Origin of the sequence: Sphingobium sp. DEHP117 (assembly GCF_030867385.1) — a bacterium.
Lineage (GTDB): Bacteria > Pseudomonadota > Alphaproteobacteria > Sphingomonadales > Sphingomonadaceae > Sphingobium.
Window position 1 is genome coordinate 194,721 of record NZ_JAPFBJ010000002.1, and the last position, 25,280, is coordinate 220,000.

Consider the following 25,280-nt stretch of genomic DNA (forward strand, 5'->3'; position numbering starts at 1 on the left):
TATTGTTTCGTCGGTGTCCGAATGTAATGCGCGTCACTTCCGGTTAGGAAGGGCAGGAAGAGCGCATCCCTGTTGGCGCAGCCCGACATGATCCTCCCTCGGCGCGTTCAGGCCCCGTTTCGCACTATCACACGTCCTCAAAACATGTGCCGCGCGAGCATCTTATCTCGCGCGGCACAAAGGACGGACTGAAAGCCACTCCTCAGAGCCTGACCGCCTTTGATTGAAGCGCCGCAGGCGTTCAATAAAGGCGAAGGCTCATACTTTGGATGAGACCGTGATCGAAGTTTCAGGCGATTCAGCCTGAACCGATCATGGTCTAGTCGTGAAAACGTGAGGTTGCCGCTTTCACGCCACCGCCAGCTGCGGCATCTCGATGTTGTATAGCTTGGCCGCGTTGCCGAACAGAATTTTGTCTTTCACGACATGGTCGAATTTTCCGAGTGCCGTTTCGATGGCCTCCGGGATATTGTCATAAAGACAGGTTGGATGCGGAAAGTCGGTTTCGAAAAGAATATTATCCTCTCCTACGGTGCTGATCACCTGACTGGGAGCGTCCTTTTCGAACCAGTAACATGCGTAGACATTTTGCCGAAAATACTCACTCGGAAGCATTTTGAAGTCAGGACGCGATCTTGACACATCGTTCACCTTGAACTGATGATCGGCCGCCTCAAGCACGAACGGTATCCACCCGATGCCGCTTTCAACGGATACGAACTTGATCTTCGGATGCCGGGCGAGCACGCCGGAGAAGAGCAGGTCGTTCAGCTGGAAAGCATTCATCAAAAAGCAGTCTGCGCTTCCCCGCGCCCAGGCCGATGCGAACCCGTCAACCTCGCAGCGTTTCGGAAAATCGAGAGTGGTGAGGTCACCGCTGCCGATATGGAAGTTAATCGGCAATCCGGTGTCCACCGCCACGCTCCACAGCGGATCCCAATGCCTGTCGCCGATGAAGGGAAACCCGAAATCATGAGGCGCGCCCGTGAAAGTGATGCCGCCAAACCCCAGCTTGGCGCAGCGCTCTATCTCCTTTACCGTCGCATCGATATCCCAGAACGGCACCGCGACGTTTTTCACAAACCGGCGGGCATCAACCGACGTCCAGTCGACGAGAAAATCGTTATAGGCCCTGACACATTCGTTGGCGAGATCGCGATCATCGCCGGACAGGAACTGCTGGGCTCCAAAGCCCCCCACATTTCCATACAGGACCTGCGCCCAGATCCCGGCCTCGTCCATAAACTTCAGCCGCGCGCCTGAATCGTAGGATGCTGGGATTGCATCCTCGTAGGTAAGGGGAAATTCCGGCATTTCACGCGCGAAGCCGGCGGTCGCGGTAAGGCCAACAGTGGCCATCTTGTTGTCGCCCATGTACCAGGTTTCGGCGCCCGTTGCGGGGTCGAGCCTCACCGTCGGGACACGATCCTTATATTTGCTGGAAACCCGGCTGGTCCAGGTGTCACGCGGTTCGGTGATGTGGGCATCTGCGTCGATGCAAAGATATTGGGTCATCTCGTTCCTCGTCATGATCGTTTTCTACGCGGCCGGTCCGCTGCGCCGCCTGCCATTGACAGACTCACTGGACCGACGCCGACCATCGGGAACTTAGATCATAAATATTTTTTGTCAATCAATATTGTCGGACAATCTGCATCATGCCCCCTGGAGGATCAGTGCTGCCGCGCGCCGGGCCATGGCCATCATAGGCGCATTGGTATTACCCGAAACCATGTGAGGGAGCACCGAATTATCCATGACTCGAACGCCTTCTACGCCGCGGACCCGCAGATTCGGGTCCGTGACCGATTGGGGATTGGACCCCATCGCACAGGTACCGATCGTGTGATAGCCGCAACCGCCCTTGGTCGACCACGCGGCGAGCAATTCCTCGTCACTCTTCGTGTCGGGGCCGGGAGACGTCTCGCGCACGATAATATCACGCAGCGGCGCGGCTCCTGCAATCTTTCGTATGTAGCGGATCGTGCCGATGGCCACCGCACGATCATGCTCGGTTGCAAGGTAGTTAGGGCGGATCACCGGCGGCGCCATCGGGTCGCTCGACCGCAGTTTCAACGAACCCCGGCTGTCGGGGCGCGAGATAAAGCCCGCAAAGGCGATTTGCGGAGTATCGCCCGTACCCAAGGGAAATTTCGCGGGATCGATCGTATAGGGAAACAGCAGTATCTGTGAGTCAGGGCGGCCGGGGCCTTCCGTGACCTTGGGGAATATTCCAATCTCGAAAGAGCCCCGGCTCAAGGTGCCGGATCGAGCGGCGTAGTAGGCACTCACACCGGCCAAAAGCCGCCATCCCGAAAAGCGATTATTCTGGCTGAATCTATAGCTGCTGACCTCATATTCAGGCGTCAGCGTGCGGTGCTCGATAAGATTGCAGCCCATTTGCGGAGCATGGTAAATTGGCTGAATGCCCATCGCCTGCAGCTCCCGCGCATCGCCGATGCCCGAGCGCATCAACACGCCCGGCGATTCCAATGCCCCTGCGGACAAAATGATCTCCCGCCCGCACCGATATTCCGTTCCATCGACGCAGCGGAGTCCTGCGACGCGATTTCCCTCGAAGAGAAGCTTGTCTGCGCGTTTCCCCGTGACGACCCTCAAGTTCGGCCGCCGCATGGCCGGCTTGAGAAACGCAACTGCCGAACTCATCCGCTTCCCGCGATATATGGTCTGGGGCAGGAGGCCGAACGCCCCGGCGCCATGATCCTCATTGAGATCCTCGAGCCGCCGCAAGCCTAGGGATGCAAGCGCTGACAGCACAATCTTGTTCAAGGGGTCGTCCGCCGGCGGAAGGGACAGCCCCAACGGCCCGCCCTCACCTCTCCACGCAGATGCACCGAGCGGGTGGTTTTCGATCGCCTTGAAATGAGGGAGCATTTCGCTCCAACCCCAGCCGGGGCAGCCAAGGCTTTCGAGGTGGTCATAGTCCGCAGGCTGCCCCCTGTTATAGACCATTCCATTGATTGCGCTGGACCCTCCGAGCGTCTTGCCACGCAACCACACCTCGCCAACGCCCCCGTTTCCCGGTTCAGGCTCTGTCTGGTAAAACAGGTTTCGCTTCGGATCGCCGACGATCCGTCCGATCCCTTTTGGCATGTGTATATACGGACTATTGTCCGGTCCGCCCGCTTCGACAAGTAACACCGAGTGACGCCCTGATGCAGAAAGCTGGTCCGCAAGCACGCATCCCGCAGACCCTGCACCGACGATTACGAAATCAAACTTCTGCATATGACGGTGTCAACCTTGCTTCTTTACGCGTCAAACAGCACGCGAACTTGCCGAGGTGACCTGAGCTGAAATCCCGTGGCCCGTGGTTCCGGATAGTCAGGATCAAGCCGCAAATTGGGCAACCGGTCCAGGAACGCCTCCAGCGCGCGGGTCATCTCCAGCCGCGCGAGGTGCTGGCCGATGCAGACATGTGGCCCGGTCGAGAAGCCGAGATGGCGATGGGTGGACTTGCGGAAAATGTCGAATTTGTCTGGATCGGGAAAACGGGTTTCGTCACGATTGGCCGACCCGGTCACAATATTGACTGCGGCACCTTCCGGAATGGTAACACCGTCCAAAACCACGTCCCTCGCTGCGGATCGCCAGGTAAAAATGACAGGGCCTTCCCAGCGCAGGGTCTCCTCGATTGCTGCGGGAATCAAGGACCGGTCCTTGCGAATTGCCTCCAGCATGTCGGGATTGGTCAGCAGCGCGGCCAGCAAAGTCCCCGTCGCGCGGAAGGTGGTATCTCCAGCAGCATTAACCAATTGCTTGACAAAGGATATTGCGATTTCACGCGGCAGGCGCTCGCCTTCCACCTCGGCAGTAGCGAACAGGCTTATCAGATCGATGCCTGGCTTTTCGCTGCGGATGTCAATCAATCTATCGAAATATTCTCCGAGGCGGCTTCCCGCTTCGATCGCTTCGTGCGGGTGCGATGGCATGAAGTTCTGTGCCATCGCGAGTTTATGAAAGGTCGCGCAATCCTCTGCAGGCAGGTCCAGTTGCCGATAGACGATCTGAAATGGAAAATGGCTGGTGAACTGGGAAACCAGATCGGCTTTTCCATCGGCACGAAAATCGTCGATCAAACCGGCGATGACCGGATCGATGATCTCCTTCTGCCACTGCGCCACGATCTGCGGCAGAAACGCCTTTTGGAAAAGCCGCCGGTATCGCGAATGCTCCGGCGGGTCCATCATGACGATGCTTCTGCCGAGCGCCGGGCCCAGTGCATCCATGAACAGGGAATTGGAAAAGTTTTCCGGGCTCATGAGCGCACCGGACACCGCCTCATAACCGAGGATCGTGTATTTCTCGTCCGATTTGAATGTCGGGTCGGGTGACCCGGTAAAGATCTCGCGATAGTCGATCTTATGAACCGACTTTTCCCGACGCATGCGCGCTATTGTCGGGTAGGGATCGTCGACGCCCCCCCAGGCGATGTCATCGGAAATAAATGGATTGAAATCCGAGTTATCGAGATCTCTTATTCGCGGCATGTTATACATTGCAATCTCCAGGTAGCGCTCGTCTGCAGCTTTCGATCAACTTTGATATCGCTTGGCGCATTCGTCTTGACCGTGCGGCGCTAGTTGCTGTCGATGCGAGACAGCTATTTATCGATCAGTTCATCCCTGAGCCTGCAGCATCGCCAGCCCCTCGAGAGCCAGACCGTGGCTCAGATTTTCGAGCAGCAGCCGCTTGAGGGGCTGGGTCATCAGCTCACGCGTGTATCGTCGTGCAATGCGTGGGCACGCCGCAATCTGTGCGGCCAGCTCCCAGGCCCGCGGCAAGACATCGACCGGCGCGACAACTTCGTGGACAAACCCGGCCTGAAGAGCCTCGCTTGCGCCTATGATCTGCCCGGTCATAAGGAAATAGCTGCCGCGAGTGGGGCCGAGCAGCGCAGGCCATATCGAATGGGTGCCGTCGCCCGGCACGGCGCCAAGAAGGAAATGCACTCCGTCCTGGAACGAGGAAGTATCCGAGGCCACGACAATATTCGAGATTAGCGGAATTTCGGCATGGACATGGGCTGGCCCGTTGATCGCAGCAATGACCGGTACCTGCACATCAAGCAGATTTTGCAGCAGGCGGAGACCCTCTCGGTGGGTCAATTCCCACGTCGTGGCATTAAATTCTCCCATGCCTACCCAGTCGACCTCATTGCAGAAAGCCTCGCCAGCTCCCGTCAGAATTACGACTTCGTTCTCGGGATCATTGGCAATGTCAGAGAAGCAGTAGCCGAGCTCATCATGGATCTTGGCGTTCCACTTCAGGCTGTTTCCTGCACTATGCAGTTTGACTTCCAGGATGCCGGCTTCCCGGCGCAATGCAATAAACTCGTAGGCATCGCAGTAATCGGAAAATTTGGGCATTCCCCGGGTCGTCATAAGCTCTCTCCCTCCGTGCATGTCCGCGCGTCAGGCGCGGAGATGCTCTTGAAAGGAGCCTTATCTGCAGCTTGATCGAAAGCTTGACGTATCAGGACCAAATCATGATCTTATGACTAAGATTGGCGGGTCCAGCCAACCGCCATCGCCACAGGGACGCGCACGACATGTTGGTCCCTGCAGATGCGCAACATGCCGCCACAGAGCCGATTTTAGAGCGCGCTGCGTTAAATCTGACGCATGACGCGCGCTCTATCTTTTTGCTGTCGCATACCGGTTGCCAAAAACCGGTTCCCACCCTTCGACAAGCTCAGGACAGGCCTTTTTGGCGCGATGCTCTAGTTTGCGAAGGCTTCCTGGGGGAGTTCAGCCCATTGCTTCTTCACGAGCTTGGTATAGCGCTTCATCAATCGCGCCGCTTCGGCTTCCTGACCATTACGAACCGCGCTGACAATTTGCTTGTCGATTTCGATGCTGTCCTGACGATCCACGTTCGAGTAGCGGAGGAATTGCAGGCGAAGAAGGCAAACCAGCATCACCGGCACCGTCGCGGGCAAATGGGCATTGTCGGCGACGCTGATCATCGTATCGTAAAAGTTTCGCCGGATATCGAGATACTCCAAGTCCCCGCCCGAGTATTTGTTCAGTCGAGCCAACAGGGCGTCCAGCAATTTGACGTTGGCACTAGTGTTGAGTTTGACGGCTTTTGCCGCAAGCTGCACCATGAACGGACCGACCACCTCCAGAACCTCGACCAGGTCCATTGTTTCCTTGCGCGTCAACGTGCGCACGTGAGCGCCGCGATTGCGCGAAATTACGATAACACCATCCGACTCCAGACGTTTGAGTCCTTCGCGCAGGGACCCTCGACTGACGCCGAACGTCTTGGTCAACTCACTTTCTATAAGCTTCTGTCCAGGAACGTAACGCCCCGTCATCAATCCGGCGTGAACCGCTTCAACAACGCGGTCGGGCAGTCCTTGCTCTCGATCGCTGTCCGGTGGCCCCTTGGCCGCGGCAACCGCATCCACCGTTGGCTTTTTCGCTCGCATGTCCCTGCCTGCCCCTGAAACTGAAGATCGCTATAGTGCGCCATTGCACGTATCGCCGCGTTTTAAAAGGGCTTCAGTCCCGTCGCCGACCGGAATGCTAGCGATAGAACGGAACAATCTGGACAGACATTCTCGTTCGGCGAACTCGCTATTGCTGCCGCCCCTCGCCTGAGCGCGGCATCAGCCGCTGTGTCAGGCGGGCAGAAAATCAGTGTTGGAGGGGCAAGCGCATCGGTGCTTCAAAATGTGTAGGCGTGCTCTCCGCCGTCGACCGCAATCCATTCGCCGGTGATATATCCACCCTGGCGCGAGGCGAGGAATGCGACCGTCGCGCCGATTTCCTCCATTTCGCCGGCGCGCTCGAGAGCTATCTCCAAGCGCATCTTTCCCTCCGAGCCGGGAAAGCCGATTTCGCCCGCAAGCCACTGGGCGGTTTCCTCTTTCGTGAACCCGAGGTTATGAGACGTAAACCATTCGAACGAGGGCGTCCGGATAAGGCCGGGTCCGACGACATTCACTGTGATGCCGTATTTTCCAACTTCTTGCGCCAACGAGCGAAAGAACCCCACCGTCGATGGCCGCACAGTGTTATGGTAGATGTGGTCCCACTTCAGCCGTGGCTCCTTGCCGGCCAGGGAACCAATGTGGATGAAGCGCCCCCAGCGTTTTTCGCGCATGGCAGGGATCGTTGCATGCGCGAGGGCTACCTGTGACAGGGTGAAAGTCTGGAACACTTCCGCGAATTTTTCTGCGTTCGAGTTTTCGAATGATCCGAAATTGAAGTCGTTGACAAGGCTTACGACGATATCCGGTGACCCCACCGCATCGGTCAGGCGCTGCACGGCGCTCCGGATTCCATCGGGCGTCGCCATGTCCGCCGATATCCCGATCGCTTGGCCGCCCGTCGTGCAAATCTGATCCACAGCCTCGTCGATGCCAGCCTGATCACGCGCGACGACACCGACGATACAGCCCTCCGCAGCCAGAGCTTCGGCGGATCCACGGCCCATGCCCTTGCTCCCGCCCACGACCAAAGCCACTTTTCCTCTGATGCCGAAGTCCATGATACATACCCTCCCTATTGTCCTGTCGGACCTTTCACAGAACTTTCACGACATCATCGCTGTAGAAGATCTGACCCAGCGTGAACGCGGTGTTCATGATGGCAGTGACCGGCCGTTCCCGAATACTGACCTTGTCGTGCCAGGGCGAACCTGGTGCATCGTTCAACTCCTTGCCCACAGCGAACCCAAGTGCGGTCAATCTGTCGGTTTCGCTTTCGATGTCGGCAACGCCGAAAATAACCGAGCGAACACCCTCGCCGCGCTCGTCCAGCCAGTCATGCAGATGTTGGTTGGAGGGGCTCGGTTCCCCAGTCGGTGCGATAACGCCGACGCCTCCCTCCCAGGACATGTACATTTCGAATCCGAATGCAGTCAGATCGAGGTGCTGCATTTTCAGGCCTGTCAGGGCTTCCAGCCGCGTGACGTTAGCGTGAAGATTCTCAGGCCGCGAGATCCAGTTGATATGGTCTACGTGTCGGGAAAAGCCTTTCATTGAGCATGCCCTTTCGATCTTGAACTGCCATCTTGAAAACGATCTGCCAGGCAAAATGAGGCTTCATGCACATGTGCATGCGCCGACTGAATTCCGCGCCTGTGCCTAGACAATCTCGCCTATTTCCGTGCCGACCTCATAGGTCTCGCCGGGCGCCGCTCTTTGGAGCAGCTTTCCGGCGACAGGTGCTTCGATGTCACGCGCAGTCTTGTCGGTTTCAAGAACGTAAATCACATCGCCGGCTTCAACATGCGCGCCGTCCTCTACGCTCCATTCGGCCAATGTTCCTTCGGTCATTGACATTTCGAGTTTCGGAATGGTCAGTGTCAGAGCCATCAGTCTTCCTTCAACAATCAATAGAAGTGTTTCAATATCCTAGCGGAATGCGGGAATGACCTTCTTGGCAAACAGCTCGATCGACGGACCGATCACTTTCATTGGGACCATGCCGGTGTTCATGAAGTAGAGATACCGCTTCAGATTCATTTGTGATTGCATGCCCTTGATCTCTTCGATCATCTCGTCAGGCGAAATAACACGGAACACGCCCAGCGCCCGAAATGCTTCCAACGAAGCCGACGAGGCTTGGCTGCCTTCTTCTTGCGTGAAATAGCTATCGGCTGCGCCCTGAGCCGTATAATAATTTATATGATACATCGCGTACGGGGCGACTGTATTCCAGGTTTCCTCGGGCGTTTCCGACACATAGGTCCACGCTTTGCCGCCATAGATCGCACCCGAAGCGACGTCGCGCCCGGCAGCACGCAGCTCCTCCTCATAAACCTCGTTTTGGGACAGATCGCTTCCTATCAGAAGCCCATCGTAACGCGCAGCGCGCCGGGAGGCCGGCTTCGAAAACCCGCCGACCAATATCGGCGGACGTGGTTGTTGGACGGGTTTGGGACGCAGGCTTGCCTTGTCGACCCGAAAATGGTTGCCGTGGAAGGTGACTTCCTCTCCTTCCCAGAGCCTGCGGATGATTTCGACGGCCTCGTCGGTGCGCTCGCCCCGCTTCTCCCACGCTATGCTCATTCCATTGAATTCTTCGGAGCGGTAGCCGACACCGAAGCCAAGCTCATACCGGCCGTTCGAAAGGTTATCTATGAAGGCGGCATCCTCTGCAAGGCGCACCGGGTTATAGAGCGGCAGGATCAGTACCGAAGACCCGATGCGGATTGTCTTGGTGCGGTATGCAGCCAGCGTCGCGAGCAGCAGCGGAGAGGATATATATTCATCTTCGTAGAAATGATGCTCTGTGAACTGGATGGCATCGTACCCCAGTTCTTCGGCCCGCACTGCTGCGTCAATAACCTCATCCACGCGTTCACGAAAGGGCCGCGCCCAATCCTTGGGATTGCGGAACTCGCACATGAGTCCAAATTCGAGTGATTTAGAGTCTTTCATCTTTGCCTACCATTAAGTGCGCGCGTTAGCGCGGTTCTGCAGGATTGCCTCAAACTCACCGTACAAGACCTTCGGCGCGGTGAACCGCCCCAGATCTTCGATTTCAGCCAGGTTCGCCTCGATGTCCTCAGGGCTCGCTGCTTGTGGAAAGTTTGACAACCAGCCATGCGTGACCCCGGTAAACACACGGGCAAAGCGCCCCCCGGCCACACTATAAACGTTTTGCGTGCCTTTGCAGTTCTCGCTCGCCAGCCAGACGACCATAGATGCAACGAAGTCGCGTCCATGATCGGGCACCAGCAATTCCTGGGCCCAACCGGCAGGAGCAGCGTCGAAAAATCCAGGCGCCCAGTCATCTTCCTCGACACCCAGCCTCGTTGTTGCCAGCGGCAGCACCGTATTCACCAAAATGCCATGCTCTGCGCCTTCGTTGGCGATGTCGTTCATAAACCCGACCACGCCCGCCTTGGCAGCGGAATAGTTGGCCTGCCAGTAGGATCCGAACTCGCCCGCAGCGGAGCCAATCAAAACGATCCGGCCGTAACCGCTGTTCATCATCGCGCGGAAGGCAGGCTGAGCGGTGTAAAAAGCGCCCATCAAATGCACATCGATGACAGTGCGGAACTGCTCCTCCGTCATGTCAGCAAACGAGCGGTTACGGAGAAAGCCCGCATTGTGCACCAGTATGTCGATACGCCCGAAAGCATCAAGCGCAGTGGCGATAATCGACTGCCCGCCCTCATATGTTGAACACGAGGCCTTGCTGGCGACCGCACGGCCGCCCTTCATCCGAATTTCTTCGACGACACGATCCGCGGGATGGTCCCCGACCCTGACTTCCTTGCCTCTAACATCGGTGCCCAGATCGTTCACGACCACCGCAGCACCGCGCTCAGCCAATGCCAACGCGTATTCGCGCCCCAGTCCGTTACCGGCTCCGGTTACCACCGCTACACGATCATCGAGGCGCACAGTCGACTGCTCGCTCATCCCGAACTCCATCAAAATCTCGGACACGCCCTGCAAAAACTCTCGTAGAGCCCGCACCTCGTTCAACCGGTGTGAGGAAGTGTCACTATAGCGGGATCTTGGTCGATTCTTGGTCAACCGGGCCAATTTGTTGGCAGCATTGGACTTGAGATTATGGGCAGCATCACAGCGATTGCATCACCCCGCCGTCGACCCGCAGATAAGCGCCCGTGATATAATCGGCGCGGCGTGAAGCGAGGAAGGCGACCGCCGCAGCTATCTCTTCGGGCCGCCCAAGGCGCGGAACCGGCTGAGGTGCGAAATGTGACGTATAAACGCGCTCGTTCTCCATCACGTCGTCGGTCCAACCCAGCTCAGGATATTGCGTCCGGAGCGTGGCGATCCAATCATCAGACATTGGCGAGGCGATCGTTCCAGGCGCGATCGTGTTCACCGTTATTCCAGAGGGTGCAAGCGTCTGGGAAAGATTGCCGGCCAGATGATCGACAGCGGCCTTGGATGCACAGTATGCGTGAATACGCCCGGCCAGCATACGGCCGCCGATCGATGAGATCGAAATGATTCTGCCCCATTTGCGCTCAGCCATTGCCGGCGAAAGATTCAGCGACAAACGCGCCAAAGGGACGAGATTGCTGTTGACTGCTTCCAGATATTCGTCCGGCAAGGTGTCGGCGAACGTGGGGTTGTCTTCCCGCACCATGCTGGCGGCATTGTTCACCAGGATGTCGATGCCGCCCAGAGCTTCCTGCGCCTCTTGAGCCAGCCTCTCGGCACCAGCGTCTGTCCTGATGTCTCCAAGCACGACAACTGCCCGCCCGCCCTTTGCATTTAGGTCAGCCGCAACTTTCTCCGCGCGATCGCGGTCGCGCCCATGGATCACCACCGCTGCGCCCTCCGCAGCGAGCTCCGCAGCAATGGCCGCCCCGATACCGGAGTTGCTGCCCGTGACGAGCGCGCGCTTTCCCTTCAACTGCAAGTCCATTGGGTCCCTCCGTTCATTTATGTGAACCTGCTTCGGCCGTCACCGGGAGGCGACGAACGGAACAGCGATCAGAAGTGCTCCGACGCCCAGAACCCAGGCATCGGTTATCACGCGAAGCAGGATCGGTGCGGTGTTCACCTCCATGAATTCCTGCAGCACCAGCCTCGCTTTAAAGAAGGCGATGGCGAGGATGGCAGCAGTTGTCATAGCCTGGTGCTTGGCATCCTCGCCGATAACGAAACTCGCTAAGGTGGCGGCAACGAGTACTGCCCAAACGATCAACAAGCGCATTTCGGCCTCAAGAGGTGAGATAAAGCAGGGGGAACAGCACGATCCAGATGAGGTCCACCAGGTGCCATACGATTCCCCCAGCTTCCGTCGCGATCAGTGCTGCAGCTGGCCTCGCAGGGTCGACCTTCCAGTTACGGACGATGATCAACAGGATGGATGCCAGGATGACATGCACCAGATGGATGCCGGTCAACATGAAATAGAACATGTGGAAATCGCCAGCCAGCGGTGTCAGTCCGGCCACGAATGCGTCGTTCCACTCGACACACTTCACGCCCACGAACAAGGCGCCACAGGCGATACCCAGCAATATCAATCGCCGCGATCGATCGAAATGCGCTATGCGAAAGGCCTCGACCCCGCGGGCCACAAACAGGGAACCGGTCAGCAGAACTATCGTATTGAGCAGCCCCAGCCCCACGCTGAGAGGGCGGCTGCCCATCGCATAAAGCTCCGGAGCTTGCGAACGATGGTAGACGAAGCTCGCGAACATGATGGCGAACACCATCATGTCGCTTATCACGAAAACCCAAACGCCCGCTTCCGCCGGTATCCTGCGGTTCTCCGGCTCGCTCATTGTCGTCCCATCAATTGGAGCCGGCGTAGACCGGATGCTTTTTCAACGCGCGCAGCATGGCCCACATCATGATAATGAACCACCAGAAGAACATCGTGAAAGGTATCCAGAACGCCAGGATCCCATTCCACGCAAACGGACCGGATTTGAACACGGCGACAAACATGGAAGTCTGGAAGAGGATCGCATCGCAGAAGTTGAAATACCCAATCCAGCGCGGAAAAATCGGGACATCCGACCGATCCCTCAGGACCGCCGCTCCAATCGCGAACATCTGTGGCACTGCGAAAATAGTGGGAACGAACAGTCCCAGCCAACCCACGTCTGCGAGCGCCTGGATCGTCAGCGCTGCCTGGTCGGGCCGGTAGGCTGCGGCGATCAGGAGCAGGGTGAAAAACATGAAAGGTATCACGGCGAACGTGCCGCAGATGAGTTGAATAGCGGCCAACTCCCAAGAACGCGGTTCCATTCTAGCCATCATGGAGGACAGCGGAACATAGAACAGGATGAACCCGGGCGACCCCGCGAGGACGAGCAGCGCACCAATCCTGATGCCCAGAGAGTTATCGATGTAGAACGCTTTGACCGCATCCGGACCTAGCAGAGGATCGGGCGGCGGAACCGAATGCATCAGCGGCATCATGCCGGCGCCCATAAGCACCAGGCCGAACAGGCCCAGCCATATGCATATACGATGGATAGTATTCATGATCGCCCCTCCTCTCAGCAGCTTTCCATCTCGGACCCGTCTGCCAGGCCTCTCTGGATCATTTTCGAGCCGAATGGCCGTCCACGGCCATTCTGAAAATGCTCTGGCACATGATGAAAAGTCTGATCGCCTCGGCGCCGAGCGTCTTTACCTCACGACCCAATTGTTTGATATGAACGGACAGCGACCAGGCGCATCTTCATGGGTGACGCATTAGGGGCTGTGGGGATTCAATTCATATAGGCCTGCAAAGCGCTATTTTCTGCGCTTCGGTGCTCACGTACCTTTAAGTACGCTGCGCTCCGATGCTCGAAAATCCCCCTTTTCGGCTCCATCTGAACTGAATCCCCACAGCCCCTAGTCGATGTTACGAACGCATTTTTCTGACGTGCTATGAATTTGCCCGTGCCATAGTAATCGGATAGTCATGCATTGAAATTACCTCGAAACTACGATGCGTGAACCGCCAGCCATCAGCAGTTCGCACAAGATCATCATGATAGATGCCGACGATTTCCATCGCTTCTTCTCGACCCTTGTGTTTGCCGCACTCGCGGATCATGGACTTCGCTGTAGCCTTGTCCCCGTCTATCTCGATCAAGGCAGGTGAATTGATTTGGGCGATAAAATCCATCGCGCTTACGAAATTGCCGATCACGCTGGCGATTGTCTCGACGCCGCTCGCCGACACATCGAATGCGGGGATTGCCCAGACGCCATTCGCGGTGAACGTCGATAGCGCTGTATCCCAATCGCCCCTTGATCCATGGATAGTGTAGGTGTTCAGCAATTCTTGGATATCGCTTTTATCGGACATAGCCCACCAGGCCTCCTCCAGTAATTTGAGAGTATAGACCACTATTAGGCCTGACGACGACCGTCTTTGCACATCAGGACACGAACTTGACCAAACCTACATGCGCCGTGCGACTGCCTCCTCTTTCGTGGCGATGTCCCTATCGATCATAAGTTCGATCCATCCGGCAAATACATGAAATCCGATGCCGCTAACTTTCGCAGGGTATTCGCCGCGAAATGGGCGCAGCCCAGTACGAGAATCCGGCAAGCCGAGCGACGGAGCATCAGCTGATGAATCTTGATTTTTACCAGTTCGGCTACGTTACCAACGACATCGAAAAGGCAAAGTCAGAGATCGAAATCACGCATGGCTTGAAACCCATGGTTGTGATCGCGAATATCGCCGTACCCTTTGTGGAAGTCGGCGAGATCTGGATGCACGTTGCTTTTGGGTGGAAGGCGGGCGCCCAGTTTGAGCTGATCGAAACCGTAGGCGGCAATGACGGGCTGTATCGCAACGTACTGCGTGATCCGGAATACAGCCTCGTCCTCCATCACGTGGGCAGAAACTTTTCAAACGCCCGCGACCTTGAGGCCGCGCTCGACCAGGCAAGCAAGCGGTGGGACTTGGTGGTGCATGGCCAAATGGCAGGGGGATGCTACAACTATTTCGATTCACGCGCCGAACGCGGATATTATTTCGAGCTATCAATGTTGCCGGAGCACGCATTTCCTCCGGGCGCTCTGGGATAGCCTCTGTTTGCGCTTTTAGGGAGCAACAATGGTGGACCTAAACTTCTACCAGTTCGGTTACGTGACCAACGATTTCGACCGAGCGAAGCAGGAAATGATAGAGCAGCACGGTCTCAAGGCTGTCGCTGATCTTCGAGGAATCGAAGTGTCATTTCCCGCGTTCGGTCCTATCCGCCTCAATATCGGCTTCGGCTTCGCGGGCGGGGCGCAGTTCGAACTTATCGAGCCGGTGGATGGAGATGCCCGGGTCTACCGCTGCGTCCTGCCTGACACGGGCTACGGACTCAGGCTGCACCATATAAGCCGCCATTACTCGGATTTATCCGAGCTGCGGGTTGCCTTGCGGGAGGCGCGTCGCCGCTGGCCGGTGGCCATGTCCGGGGAAATGTATGGCGGCGAGTATCATTATTTCGATACACGCGATACTTTGGGCCATTTCACGGAGCTTTCTTCGCTTCCTCTCGAGGTTTTTCCTCCAGAAGGGCTGCCCCCGCACCGCGATACCTGACGAGACTGTTGTCGATCTCGGCTATGCTGCGGCAACCCGCGAGGCGCATCGCCTCTTCCAGTTCACGGCGAAAATCTCAACCACTCGCACGATACCCGGCGCTCCTGCGGCCGCCGGACCGTAGCCGCGCTGATCCCTGTCGCTTTCCTTGTTTCATCGGCACGCAACACGCCCCTGACCAAAAAAGGGGCGCCCCATCGCGTTGTCGATGTTTGTGCATCAAGCCAGTGCGCTGGCGCCGTCGCCCCGCTTTCCCTCGATGGCGGTCACACGGCGACCTGAATCTCATCCCCGTCGATCAAGACTTCATAGGTTTCGATCGGGCGTACCGCCGGCGGGTTCATCGCTTCGCCCGTCTCCAGTCGAAAGCGCGCGCCATGAACGGGGCATGCGATCCAGCCCGCCTTCATCTGACCACCATCCAGCTTCTCCGACGCGTGGCTACACAGATTGCGCACGGCGAATATGCGGTCCTTCGAATGGCACAAGACGATTTCGGTACCTGCGACTTCCACAACCTTCTTTGATCCGGCCGGAACCTGATCGATGGTTGCAACCGTAACGAATGTCTTAGCGGTCAATGTTTCGGAATCCCATTTGTGATTTCCGGGGCGCTCGAGCACACCCCGGAGATCATGCCTACGTCAATGCTTGAAGGTCAAGCGCACCCATACTGAGCGGCCCGGCCCGTCAGGGAAGCACAGCTTTTCGATAGGCGTTAAATTTCCGCCCGCCGCTGTGCCGGACCCCGAGACGCCAAGAATATATCCGCCCGAGACGTTCGATGCCGCGCAGTTCGAGGCGACGAGCTTGTCCGTCAGATTTCGGCCGATCAAAGCTATCTCCCAACGGTCATTCTCGCTGCTGAGAGCAAGGGTAGCATCGGTGCGGAAATAGCCTTTCTGATACTGGTCGTTGTTCGGCCGCCCAACAGCGGGGATGACGACATATTTGGATGAGAACTGGTTGTTGTTCGACAACGTCACCTTCATTCCCGACCCCACCGGCATTTCATAGCTGAAGCCGAAGTTTCCGCTCCACTCTGGAGCACGGACCATCGGCGTGCCGTTGAGATTTTGCTGCGTGAACCGACCGTTGGCAAACGCCAGATTACATCCCTGGGCAATCGTCTGGCCATCATAGCAGCCAATGCTCTCAAGCTGGTCGTACTTGCCCTTGTTCCAGATGATAGCCGCATTCAGGCTCAGGCCCGGCACCGCAGCCGGACGATAAGCCATGTCGAAGTCCGCGCCATAGCTGGTCGCCTGACCCGCATTCGAGGTGACGATCGGAATCTGGCCGTTGGGGTTCTGCTGGCGGATCGCACTGAGCTGGAGACCACGGTAGCGATATCTGTAGAACGCCAGATTCGCCAGCAGTTGACGGTCGAACATCCGCGCCTTCACGCCGCCCTCGAACCCTTGAACCCGCTCGTCATCGTAGGAATTGTCGTTTTCGGTATTGCCGTTGATCAAACGAGGATCCTTCGGCACGGAAATATCGAACGAGCCCGATTTATATCCCTTTTTCCAGGAGGCGAACAAGGTGAGATCGTCCGTCGGCGTGTAGGTGAGCGTGATTTCCGGCGAGTAGGTTTTCGCATGGAGCTTCGGACGTGCTATGAAAGGCGTCAGATCAAGGCCTGTAACGAAATCATATATACGCTCGCGACGGACTTCATCGCTGAACCGAAGACCTCCGGCAACCTCAAGCTGGTCGAATATCTTGTACCGAAGCTGGCCGAAAACGGAAGCGGTACGAATGTCTACCGTCGTCTGGCGATGATCGTTCAGAATGTCAGCGCCCACAATCGCCGGCGACAGGAAGCCATAGGCGATGTTACGGTATTGATGCGCTTCCAGCTTAACCTTGCCATCCTCGTAAAAGCCGCCCAGAGTGAAGTTGAACGGACCGCTGTAATCGCTTTCCAGCCGCAATTCCTGAGTGAATTCCTGGCGATGCAGTCGGTTAAATACGGCCACGGAGCCTTGGTTTGTCTCCGAGGCGAAGGGAAGGGTGAGGGAGTTTGAATTGATCTTGTAATAACCCGTGGTCGAAGACAGTGACAGCCCACTTCCGAAATCATAGCCGAGGTCCAGGATCGCGAAGTCCTGGCGGTTCCGCAAATACGGCGTGCCGCCATTGGGTATTCCCGGAAAGAAACTCGGAATTGCATAGACCTGATTGGTCTTGCGGTCGAACTTACAATCGCTCGGCGTGCCGAAGGTCACAGGATCGATCGGAGTCAGGAAATTGGGCGCAGGCGGAATTCCCGTTCCCGGGATGCCGCTGCCAAACGGAAATGACAGATTCGGATGATAGCAGGCAGCGACTTGCTTCACCTCGGCATTTTCAGCCTTGTCCCACACATGGTTCAGCTTGAGGCGCGCGGTAAAGCCATTGCCCGGCTTGAAAAGCATTGTTCCGCGCAGGACCATGCTGCGAGGCTGGGGATTGCGCCGATGGTCGGGTGCGCGTGCACCAGTGATCGGATTGGGCGTGGCTTCGTTCCGGAAATAGCCTTCCGCATCCGAATACATGCCCGCAAGACGAATTCCCAGCGTTTCGGTGAGAGGCGTCGAAACGACCAGTTCACCGCGCTTCTCGCGCGCGACGAACTCGTAACCTCCGCGCGCGATGATCTCCAGCTTGTCACCGGGGTCGGCGGTCCTGATCGAGATCACGCCACCCGTGCTGCTTTTGCCGTAGAACAGGGCCTGCGGTCCCTTGAGCACTTCGACCTGGGCGACGTCGAACATGGCGCTGCCGAAGGCAAGGCCATTGTTGAAGGACATGCCGTCGACGTTAAGGGAGACCGATTGGTCGGCGCCGGTATCAAATGACGATGTACCGATGCCGCGGATCGTGGTCTGCGGCCCGATTGAAAGAATGCTGCCACCTATGACCAAGCCGGGGACCAGGCGCGGCAGATCGGTGATGGTCGATACCTGCGTCTTTGCCAGTTGCTCACCGGAGACGGCAGAAACGACCACCGGCACCTTGAGGATCGATTCCTGCCGCTTGCGGGCTGTAACGAGAATTTCGCCCTGATACTCCGGCTGGCCCTCTGCGGCCGCGCCTTGAGCCGCAGCGGGCGCGGAAAGGCCTCCGAATGCGAACGAAACACAAGCGGCAGCGATAGCAACACGACTGCTCTGGATGAGCGTCATGTGACCAGCGAGGTCACTCCAGCCCGGCCTCAATGTTACGGATTTCATAGTCCCCTCCCCTTATGATCGTTGCCACTCGATAAGAACGGACGGCCCAATTGTTTATAGCGATGGCCGTTCCAGAACTGCCCCATCCCCAAATGAGACACCGGCAGTATGGCTGATCGCTACCAGTAGACAATTCAGCGATCTTGGCGTGTTGGAGCAGTAAGTTGACCTCAAGGAGCCACGCGGCCAAGCCCTCGCGGGCCGGGTAGAGCGCCTGTATCGAGCCCCAAATATAACGAGTTTATCTATCCTTTAGCCCGGCTTCGCGAAGGCTGGCCGACGTGCATCGCAACAACCCTGCCAGCACGGTCCCCAACCACAAATAGTCTTCAAGAAACCGGCAGCACACAACAGTACAGAAGGATTGCACCGCGCCGTTGGTCAGTTGAATTCGTCGGTGTGCAGATCAATCAGCAATCGTTCGAGCCTTGATTCAGCGATGCGCCAGGCGCCATCTTCGAATGCATATCGCTCGTAATAATGGCCGTAGCCATGCAGTACCGGGCTCTTGCAATCGGGCCTGCGGACCACATCTTCCATCGCGATCACACCGTGCGCCTCGGTTTCACTCACGATTGTGATCTCATGGCCATGGCCGTGATGCGCCGAGGAGGTGACCGGCAGGCTTTGCCCCAGCCAATCCATGATGTTGTCGCGCCCGTGGATTACCGGCCCGGTGGGCCCGACCGGATCCCCGCCCAAGGGAACGTAACGGAACACATTTCTGACGTCCAGTACTGCGTCCTTGCAGAATACCTCCGCCATCCCTTCCAAATCATGCGTGTCCATGGTCCGAAAATAGCGTGATTTCAGTTGCCTGATTTCTTCGATTGCCACCAGCCTGGTAAGAGCATCCATTATCGACCACCTTCAATAAGAAGTTGAGGGCTACCAAACGAGCTCCAGTGACTGCAGACCGTTGACCGAACCAGATACCATCGTCGGCCAGGTGCCCGGTTTGAGAGAAAACTCGGGTATGCGCGAAAGCCATTCCTCGAGAAATATGATCAGCTCTCGCCTGGCGAGCGCAGCACCGGGGCACGCATGGGGGCCATTGCCAAACGCAGCGTGGACGCCGTTCACGCGGTCAAAGTCGACCGCCAAGGGATCGGGGTTTCGCCGTTCGTCCAGCCCGGCGAACACATTTGCCGGTAGAATGTGATCCCCTGCCTTAAACTGGATGCCGTTATATTCTAAGTCCTGCGTGATCACACGGCCGGTGTTGGCCAATCCATGGCGGCGAATGAACTCTTCGACCGCGCGCTTTAGAAAGGCCTTGTCATCCAGCCTTTCTGCCAGCTGGCGGCGGTGTTGCGGGTGCTCCGCCAGGAACAGCGCAATAAACCCCATCATGGCGGCGACCGTATCGAGCCCCCCGAAAAAAACGAGCGCGGCGAACGAGACCGCCTCGGCCTCTTCGATCAGCTCGTCATCGATTTCCAGATTGACCATCATGCTCAGCAAGTCTTTGCCGGGATGCTCACGCCGCTTCCGGACCCAGCGACCGAGATACTCGAACATTCTGAGCTGCGCTTCCCACTGCGCCTCCGCCGTCTCGCCATGCAACCCGGCATCCGCAAGGGCCAGCAGTTCGTCCTTTTCGCTTACGGGCACATCGACCAGCGAAAAGAATACCACGATCGGTATGATCTGCGAGAATGCGCTCATGAACTCACAACCGCCGTTGGGCACCAGTTGCTCGATGGTCTCGACTGTAACCTTGCGAACGCTGTCTTCCATCGCGGCGATAGCCCGAGGCGTCAGATATTGCGTCAATATCCTGCGATAAGGCGTGTGTTCCGGAGGATCGAGTTCGACAGGAATCAGCAGCGGCTGTTCCGGTCCGACTGGAGGGAGCCTGACTTCCTTGTGAGAGAAAAGCTTGTAATCAAGCTGCATCCTGCGAATATCGTCTGCGCGGGTCGCCACCCAGTGCCCCCCGTTGCGGGGCGTCCAGAAAATGTCCAGCGCGTTTTTCTGGACAGCCGAATAGGCGGCGTGGAGATCATCGACTCCGTTTGCGATCGTCCAGAAATCGAAATCCTGCACCAGATTGGCAGGCACGTGCGCTGGGCGTTCGGCCAGCGCTCTTGTAGCATCTGATCCCATCTATCCCTCTTGATGACAGCTCTTTTCCTACCTTCGCAAGGTTGCAACGGTCCATGTTGCGGAATAGCGCTCAAGCAACCAAGGTTCTTTGCTTTCCGGTATTACCGTTTGATCAGTTGAGACAAACTCTCTCAGAGCTGACGCGCCATTCAAATGCGGGAAATCGATTTTTGGCGGCTTGTTCACACGCACCGCCCAGACAGCTGCCAGCCCTCGCGCGTCACGAGCTCTTGTTCTTGTAGATTATTATTGTAGAACAATATTAATCTACGCGGAGGGACGAGCGTGCCGAACCAGGAAACTGCCAGTATAGCGGGCATGGAGGAGCTCGATTTTTTCACGGATATCCGTGTGACCGAGGATCTTCCCGGCTACTTTGCGGCAAAGCGAGCCGAGTGCCCCGTGGTGCGCGAGAAATATCATGGGGTATACATGATCACGGGCATGGCGGAGGCCATCCAGGTTTTCACAGAGCATGCAGACGCCTTCTCGAACGCCATTTCGGTAACCGGTCCCATCCCGCCGCTGCCGTTCACGCCGGAAGGTGATATTCGCGTCCAGATCGCCGCCCATCGCCACCAAATGTCTTGGACTGATCATCTGGCCACGCAGGACGGGGCAGAGCACGCCGCGCAGCGCGCGATGCTCAGCAAGCTGCTCACGTACAAGCGCCTCAAGGCAAATGAAGAATATGTGGAAGGCTTGGTCGAGCAGTTGGTGGAGGGGCTGATCGACAGGGGTCGATGCGAGGTTACCGAAGATTTCGGTCACGCGGTTTCGACGCTCGTCATCGCCGATCTGCTCGGCGTGCCTGAGCAGGATCGGCAATGGCTGCTCGACGCACTGGGTCCGGACCCGACGCAACTCGGCGGCGACACGGAACTCAAAATGGGGCCCGATCCGATCATCCATCTGCACGGTCGTTTTCACGACTACATGGAAGAACGCCTGCGCGTGCCGCAGGACGACATGCTTACCGATCTGGCGCAGGCCACGTTCAAAGACGGCACCGACCCCGGATTGGCAGTCAAGGCCCGCTTGGCGTGCTTTTTGTTTGGGGCCGGACAGGACACCTCGGCGCAGCTCCTCGGCTTTGCTTTCCGCATTCTTGGCGACCATCCGGAAATTCAGGAAAGACTGCGCTCCGAGCCGGAACGCATTCCCGATTTCATCGAGGAAGTCCTGCGTTTCGAACCTCCGGTTAAGGTGTTATCGCGCCTGGCTTTGCGCGACGTGGAAGTGGGCGGCGTCACCGTTCCGAAGGGATCGATCATCTCGATTGGTACCATCGGCGCCAATCGCGATCCGCGACACTTCGACGATCCGGACACGTTCGACTATCACCGGCGTAATGTACGCGACGGCCTCGCTTTCAGTAAAGGAGCCCACGGCTGCATCGGCGCGCCCCTCGCCCGGATGGAAGCCCGCGTGGCAATGGAACATTTCCTCGGAAAAACCAGGCAGATCAGGATCTCTGAGGAACATCACGGACCGCCCCACGCGCGGCGTTATGCATATGAGCCCACCTATCTGCTTCACGGGCTGCAGGAATTACATATCGAGTGGGACAAGGCCTGAGGCAATAACCTTCCGGAAGTTCGGACGCGCGAAGTGCGACCCCCACGTCGGTTGCAATCATCGCTTAATTGGTTTCCTCATCGTCGCTCTGCTATGTGAAAACTGGATCGTTTTGAGTTAGAGTTTCCGGCCTCATATATCCTTGGCTGGGCAAAAGGCATGGCATGAAGACATCGAATTTTGCGGACGCGCAGAAGGCGTTCGTGATCAAGCAGAGCGAGGAAGGTACGCCGGGGACGGAGCCGATCCTACAGGGCGCGCGGGCCTTCAGCCGTGGTGTGTGCCGCATGCTTCATCGTCACGATATCTTTGCGGTGCCGGAAGTGCCGCTGCGCAATGGCCGCCGGGTAGATCTGATGGGGCTGTCGAAGAAGGGCGATGTCATCATCGTCGAGATCAAGTGCGCGCGTGGCGATCTGATGGGCGATACCAAGTGGACAGAATATCTCGACTATTGCGACCGATTTTACTGGGCGGTCCCATCGGAGCTGCATTGCCAGGAGCTGTATCAGGAACGCTTTCTGCCGGAGCGGTGCGGGCTCATCGTTGCGGATGCCTATGATGCAGAGATAGCACGACCTGCCGCGCTTCATGCGCTCGCCGCCAGCCGACGCAAGGTCGAAACCCTGCGCATCGCGCGCCATTCCATGCGCCGATTGCTCACATTGGCAGATCCGGCGCTGGCGCTCGATATCCCCGCCGCGCTGACGGGGAATATCGTCACCTGAAAACGGGGGTCTGCCTTCCCAGACTATGGTATATCTTCAACCGACGGATAATCACTCCCCGCGATCGTCGCGTGGAACCGGCAGGCGGGCGATCGGTTACGCTTGTGCTGCCAGCTCAAGGAAAACACCATGCCCCACCCCCAGCAAATCCCGGACGTCACGTTGAAGACTCGCGTCCGCGACGAATCAATAGGCGGCGACAATCCGTTTCGATGGCAGGATCTGCGCGTGCGCGATGAATTTGCCGGCAAGAAGATCGTCCTTTTTTCTCTGCCTGGCGCCTTCACTCCCACCTGTTCCAACGAACAGTGCCCAGCGTTCGAGCTGCTCCACGATGATTTTCTCAACGAGGGGTTTGACGAGGTCTATTGTCTCGCGGTCAACGATGCCTTTGTGATGTATCAGTGGGGCCGCAAGCTTGGGCTTAACAAGGTGCGCCTGCTGCCAGACGGCTCGGGGCATTTCACGCGACGTATGGGAATGCTGATCAACAAGGATCATCTGGGCTTCGGCATGCGCTCATGGCGCTATGCACTGGTGGCGGAGGATAACGCTATCACGCACTGGTTCGAGGAGCCGGGCATCAACGATGAGGGGCGCGACGACGACCCTTATGGTGAGACGGCGCCCGCGCATATCCTCTCCGTCCTGCGCGGATGAGCGGCAAGGTTGGTCACATTAGCGGACCGGCCAGCCCCTTCATCGTCACTGCGGAGATGCCTCCGGATGTATTTGCCTGGGCCAATGCATTGCGCCAGACCCATTTTCCGTCAGAGCGTAATATCTGCTCTGCGCACGTCACGCTGTTTCATGCGCTCCCTCCCTCTTTGGAGGGAGAGCTACGGGACTTGCTGCAAAGGCTGGCCGCCGAACATGCACCTCCGCCCGCACGAGTGAGTGGGCTGATAAATCTTGGCGGCGGAACAGCGATCAAGCTGACGAGCGAAGGCATGACGGCTCTTCGGCAGCGGATCGCCGACCATTTCCATGGCGCGCTGACCGCTCAGGATCGGCATAAGCCGCGACTGCATATCACCATTCAGAACAAGGTTACGCGTGAGGCAGCGCAACAGTTGCAAACGGAGTTGGGTCCGCAGGTCAAACAGCGCAACTTTGCATTCACCGGCTTGGCGCTACATATTTATCGTGGCGGGCCATGGCAGGCAGTCGGCGCGTGGAGATTTCGAGGCCGAGCATCGGCGGTGGTTTGAGCCCCACACTCGGCTTGGCCGGCCATTCGGCAGCCTGATACAGGCGTTGAGCGATGCCGCACGAAGAATAACAGAGTGGGGTGAGTCCAAGCCCTTTTGGCCTGAACAATATCGTCGCCGAAGCGAGATACGCCGTGCATGTATCTGAATGGGGTTGGTTGCGGGAGCAGGATTTGAACCTGCGACCTTCAGGTTATGAGCCTGACGAGCTACCGGGCTGCTCCATCCCGCGTCAACCAGCTGGCGACAGGCAAAGCCCGCCTGATCGCCAGACAAAAAAAGCGGCCCATTGGCCGCCTTTGAAATTTGTGAATGGGTTTTACCAGATTATCTACTCATGCGCCGGCTTCAATGCCTGGCGACGACCTACTCTTCCAGTGCTTGAGCAATAGTACCATCGGCGCGGTCAGGTTTCACGGTCGAGTTCGGGATGGGATCGGGTGGGTCACTGACGCTATGGTCACCAAGCAATGAAGCCGGCGCATAAGCGGAAAATCGGGTTTTTAATCGATGCACTTTTACTGAAGTAATACAAAACCATATCGGGCTGCGAACAATCATCCGAACCACTATGCCAGCAGCCTGTGCTGTCATTGATGGTGGGACAATCAAGCGCGAAAAGAGCTATTAGGACCGGTTAGCTTCATGCGTTACCGCACTTCCACATCCGGCCTATCAACGTGGTGGTCTTCCACGGCTCGATGAAATCTTATCTTGAGGGAGGCTTCCCGCTTAGATGCTTTCAGCGGTTATCCCGTCCATACATAGCTACCCTGCTGCGCGGCTGGCGCCACGACAGGTACACCAGAGGTATGTTCAACCCGGTCCTCTCGTACTAGGGTCAACTCCTCTCAAATTTCGACGCCCACGGCAGATAGGGACCAAACTGTCTCGCGACGTTCTGAACCCAGCTCACGTACCACTTTAATTGGCGAACAGCCAAACCCTTGGGACCTGCTCCAGCCCCAGGATGTGATGAGCCGACATCGAGGTGCCAAACGATTCCGTCGATATGAGCTCTTGGGAATCATCAGCCTGTTATCCCCGGCGTACCTTTTATCCGTTGAGCGATGGCCCTTCCACGAGGGACCACCGGATCACTATGACCGACTTTCGTCTCTGCTCGACTTGTCAGTCTCGCAGTCAGGCGGGCTTATGCCATTGCACTCTAACAGACGGTTTCCAACCGTCCTGAGCCCACCATCGCGCGCCTCCGTTACTCTTTAGGAGGCGACCGCCCCAGTCAAACTACCCGCCACAGAGGGTCCCTGCACCGGATAACGGTGCGAGGTTAGACATCAGAAAACAACAGGGTGGTATTTCACCTATGGCTCCACCGGAACTGGCGTCCCGGCTTCAAAGCCTCCCACCTATGCTACACAATTCTTTCCTAATGCCACTCTGAAGCTG

At 57.3% G+C, this 25,280-nt stretch carries 25 protein-coding genes, 1 tRNA gene and 2 rRNA genes (1 of these 28 only partly in view); 6 read left to right on the top strand and 22 right to left on the bottom strand.

Annotated features, from left to right (window positions below):
- Positions 1–348: 348 nt before the first annotated feature.
- From OOT33_RS07975 to OOT33_RS08045, 15 genes are all read right to left on the bottom strand, one after another.
- Positions 349–1,530: an amidohydrolase family protein gene (locus OOT33_RS07975; protein WP_307749483.1), complete on the bottom strand. Its 1,182-nt coding sequence runs from the start codon at positions 1,528–1,530 to the stop codon at positions 349–351.
- A 126-nt stretch (positions 1,531–1,656) separates the two neighbouring features.
- The gene (locus tag OOT33_RS07980) at positions 1,657–3,249 is read right to left on the bottom strand and encodes a GMC family oxidoreductase N-terminal domain-containing protein (protein WP_307749485.1); all 1,593 of its coding nucleotides are present in this window, start codon (positions 3,247–3,249) and stop codon (positions 1,657–1,659) included.
- A 23-nt stretch (positions 3,250–3,272) separates the two neighbouring features.
- Positions 3,273–4,520, bottom strand: a complete 1,248-nt coding sequence (locus OOT33_RS07985) for a cytochrome P450 (RefSeq protein WP_307749486.1) — start codon at positions 4,518–4,520, stop codon at positions 3,273–3,275.
- A 120-nt stretch (positions 4,521–4,640) separates the two neighbouring features.
- Positions 4,641–5,405 carry an enoyl-CoA hydratase-related protein gene (locus OOT33_RS07990; RefSeq protein ID WP_307749487.1) on the bottom strand — a complete coding sequence of 255 codons (765 nt, stop codon included), beginning with the start codon at positions 5,403–5,405 and terminating at the stop codon, positions 4,641–4,643.
- 338 nt (positions 5,406–5,743) lie between these two features.
- Positions 5,744–6,457: a GntR family transcriptional regulator gene (locus OOT33_RS07995; protein ID WP_307749488.1), complete on the bottom strand. Its 714-nt coding sequence runs from the start codon at positions 6,455–6,457 to the stop codon at positions 5,744–5,746.
- 239 nt (positions 6,458–6,696) lie between these two features.
- Positions 6,697–7,521 (bottom strand): SDR family oxidoreductase, encoded by an 825-nt coding sequence (locus OOT33_RS08000; protein WP_307749489.1) that lies wholly within the window; start codon positions 7,519–7,521, stop codon positions 6,697–6,699.
- 34 nt (positions 7,522–7,555) lie between these two features.
- Positions 7,556–8,014 (bottom strand): hypothetical protein, encoded by a 459-nt coding sequence (locus OOT33_RS08005; protein ID WP_307749490.1) that lies wholly within the window; start codon positions 8,012–8,014, stop codon positions 7,556–7,558.
- Positions 8,015–8,119: 105 nt separating this feature from the next.
- Positions 8,120–8,350, bottom strand: a complete 231-nt coding sequence (locus tag OOT33_RS08010; protein ID WP_307749491.1) for a biotin/lipoyl-containing protein — start codon at positions 8,348–8,350, stop codon at positions 8,120–8,122.
- Positions 8,351–8,389: 39 nt separating this feature from the next.
- Positions 8,390–9,418: an LLM class flavin-dependent oxidoreductase gene (locus OOT33_RS08015; RefSeq protein WP_307749492.1), complete on the bottom strand. Its 1,029-nt coding sequence runs from the start codon at positions 9,416–9,418 to the stop codon at positions 8,390–8,392.
- 12 nt (positions 9,419–9,430) lie between these two features.
- Positions 9,431–10,408: an SDR family NAD(P)-dependent oxidoreductase gene (locus OOT33_RS08020; protein WP_307749493.1), complete on the bottom strand. Its 978-nt coding sequence runs from the start codon at positions 10,406–10,408 to the stop codon at positions 9,431–9,433.
- 163 nt (positions 10,409–10,571) lie between these two features.
- Positions 10,572–11,390 carry an SDR family oxidoreductase gene (locus tag OOT33_RS08025; protein WP_307749494.1) on the bottom strand — a complete coding sequence of 273 codons (819 nt, stop codon included), beginning with the start codon at positions 11,388–11,390 and terminating at the stop codon, positions 10,572–10,574.
- Between the two features lie 39 nt (positions 11,391–11,429).
- Positions 11,430–11,681, bottom strand: a complete 252-nt coding sequence (locus tag OOT33_RS08030) for a cytochrome C oxidase subunit IV family protein (protein WP_307749495.1) — start codon at positions 11,679–11,681, stop codon at positions 11,430–11,432.
- A gap of 7 nt (positions 11,682–11,688) precedes the next feature.
- A complete protein-coding gene (locus OOT33_RS08035) occupies positions 11,689–12,258 on the bottom strand; it encodes a cytochrome c oxidase subunit 3 (protein ID WP_307749496.1) in 570 nt (189 codons plus the stop codon).
- Between the two features lie 10 nt (positions 12,259–12,268).
- Positions 12,269–12,967 (bottom strand): hypothetical protein, encoded by a 699-nt coding sequence (locus OOT33_RS08040; protein WP_307749497.1) that lies wholly within the window; start codon positions 12,965–12,967, stop codon positions 12,269–12,271.
- Between the two features lie 391 nt (positions 12,968–13,358).
- Positions 13,359–13,784: a nuclear transport factor 2 family protein gene (locus tag OOT33_RS08045; protein ID WP_307749499.1), complete on the bottom strand. Its 426-nt coding sequence runs from the start codon at positions 13,782–13,784 to the stop codon at positions 13,359–13,361.
- Between the two features lie 272 nt (positions 13,785–14,056).
- Between OOT33_RS08045 and OOT33_RS08050 the strand changes: the two genes are divergently transcribed.
- Positions 14,057–14,518, top strand: coding sequence for a VOC family protein (locus tag OOT33_RS08050; protein ID WP_307749500.1), 462 nt, complete (start codon positions 14,057–14,059; stop codon positions 14,516–14,518).
- Between the two features lie 31 nt (positions 14,519–14,549).
- Positions 14,550–15,026 (top strand): VOC family protein, encoded by a 477-nt coding sequence (locus tag OOT33_RS08055; RefSeq protein ID WP_307749501.1) that lies wholly within the window; start codon positions 14,550–14,552, stop codon positions 15,024–15,026.
- A gap of 266 nt (positions 15,027–15,292) precedes the next feature.
- On the opposite strand, the gene OOT33_RS08060 is transcribed toward OOT33_RS08055, so the two are convergent.
- The 4 genes from OOT33_RS08060 to OOT33_RS08075 form a co-directional block, all read right to left on the bottom strand.
- Positions 15,293–15,607, bottom strand: a complete 315-nt coding sequence (locus tag OOT33_RS08060; RefSeq protein ID WP_307749502.1) for a Rieske 2Fe-2S domain-containing protein — start codon at positions 15,605–15,607, stop codon at positions 15,293–15,295.
- A gap of 63 nt (positions 15,608–15,670) precedes the next feature.
- Positions 15,671–18,244, bottom strand: coding sequence for a TonB-dependent receptor domain-containing protein (locus tag OOT33_RS08065; RefSeq protein ID WP_307749503.1), 2,574 nt, complete (start codon positions 18,242–18,244; stop codon positions 15,671–15,673).
- A gap of 381 nt (positions 18,245–18,625) precedes the next feature.
- Positions 18,626–19,102 (bottom strand): nuclear transport factor 2 family protein, encoded by a 477-nt coding sequence (locus OOT33_RS08070; protein ID WP_307749505.1) that lies wholly within the window; start codon positions 19,100–19,102, stop codon positions 18,626–18,628.
- A 30-nt stretch (positions 19,103–19,132) separates the two neighbouring features.
- Positions 19,133–20,353 (bottom strand): cytochrome P450, encoded by a 1,221-nt coding sequence (locus tag OOT33_RS08075; protein ID WP_307749506.1) that lies wholly within the window; start codon positions 20,351–20,353, stop codon positions 19,133–19,135.
- Positions 20,354–20,671: 318 nt separating this feature from the next.
- Here OOT33_RS08075 and OOT33_RS08080 point away from each other — a divergent pair, with 318 nt between their 5' ends.
- From OOT33_RS08080 to OOT33_RS08095, 4 genes are all read left to right on the top strand, one after another.
- Positions 20,672–21,931: a cytochrome P450 gene (locus tag OOT33_RS08080; RefSeq protein ID WP_307749507.1), complete on the top strand. Its 1,260-nt coding sequence runs from the start codon at positions 20,672–20,674 to the stop codon at positions 21,929–21,931.
- A gap of 164 nt (positions 21,932–22,095) precedes the next feature.
- Positions 22,096–22,659 (top strand): MmcB family DNA repair protein, encoded by a 564-nt coding sequence (locus tag OOT33_RS08085; RefSeq protein ID WP_307749509.1) that lies wholly within the window; start codon positions 22,096–22,098, stop codon positions 22,657–22,659.
- Positions 22,660–22,788: 129 nt separating this feature from the next.
- Entirely contained in the window at positions 22,789–23,319 is a 531-nt protein-coding gene (locus OOT33_RS08090; RefSeq protein ID WP_307749510.1) for a redoxin family protein, read from the top strand.
- Entirely contained in the window at positions 23,316–23,870 is a 555-nt protein-coding gene (locus tag OOT33_RS08095) for a 2'-5' RNA ligase family protein (RefSeq protein WP_307749511.1), read from the top strand. The genes OOT33_RS08090 and OOT33_RS08095 overlap by 4 nt, the downstream gene beginning before the upstream one ends.
- A gap of 155 nt (positions 23,871–24,025) precedes the next feature.
- Here OOT33_RS08095 and OOT33_RS08100 read toward each other — a convergent pair.
- The 3 genes from OOT33_RS08100 to OOT33_RS08110 form a co-directional block, all read right to left on the bottom strand.
- A tRNA-Met gene (locus OOT33_RS08100) sits at positions 24,026–24,102 on the bottom strand.
- 121 nt (positions 24,103–24,223) lie between these two features.
- Positions 24,224–24,338: ribosomal RNA gene (rrf, locus tag OOT33_RS08105) — 5S ribosomal RNA — on the bottom strand.
- Positions 24,339–24,477: 139 nt separating this feature from the next.
- Positions 24,478–25,280 (bottom strand): 23S ribosomal RNA (locus OOT33_RS08110); it runs 1,988 nt beyond the window's last position.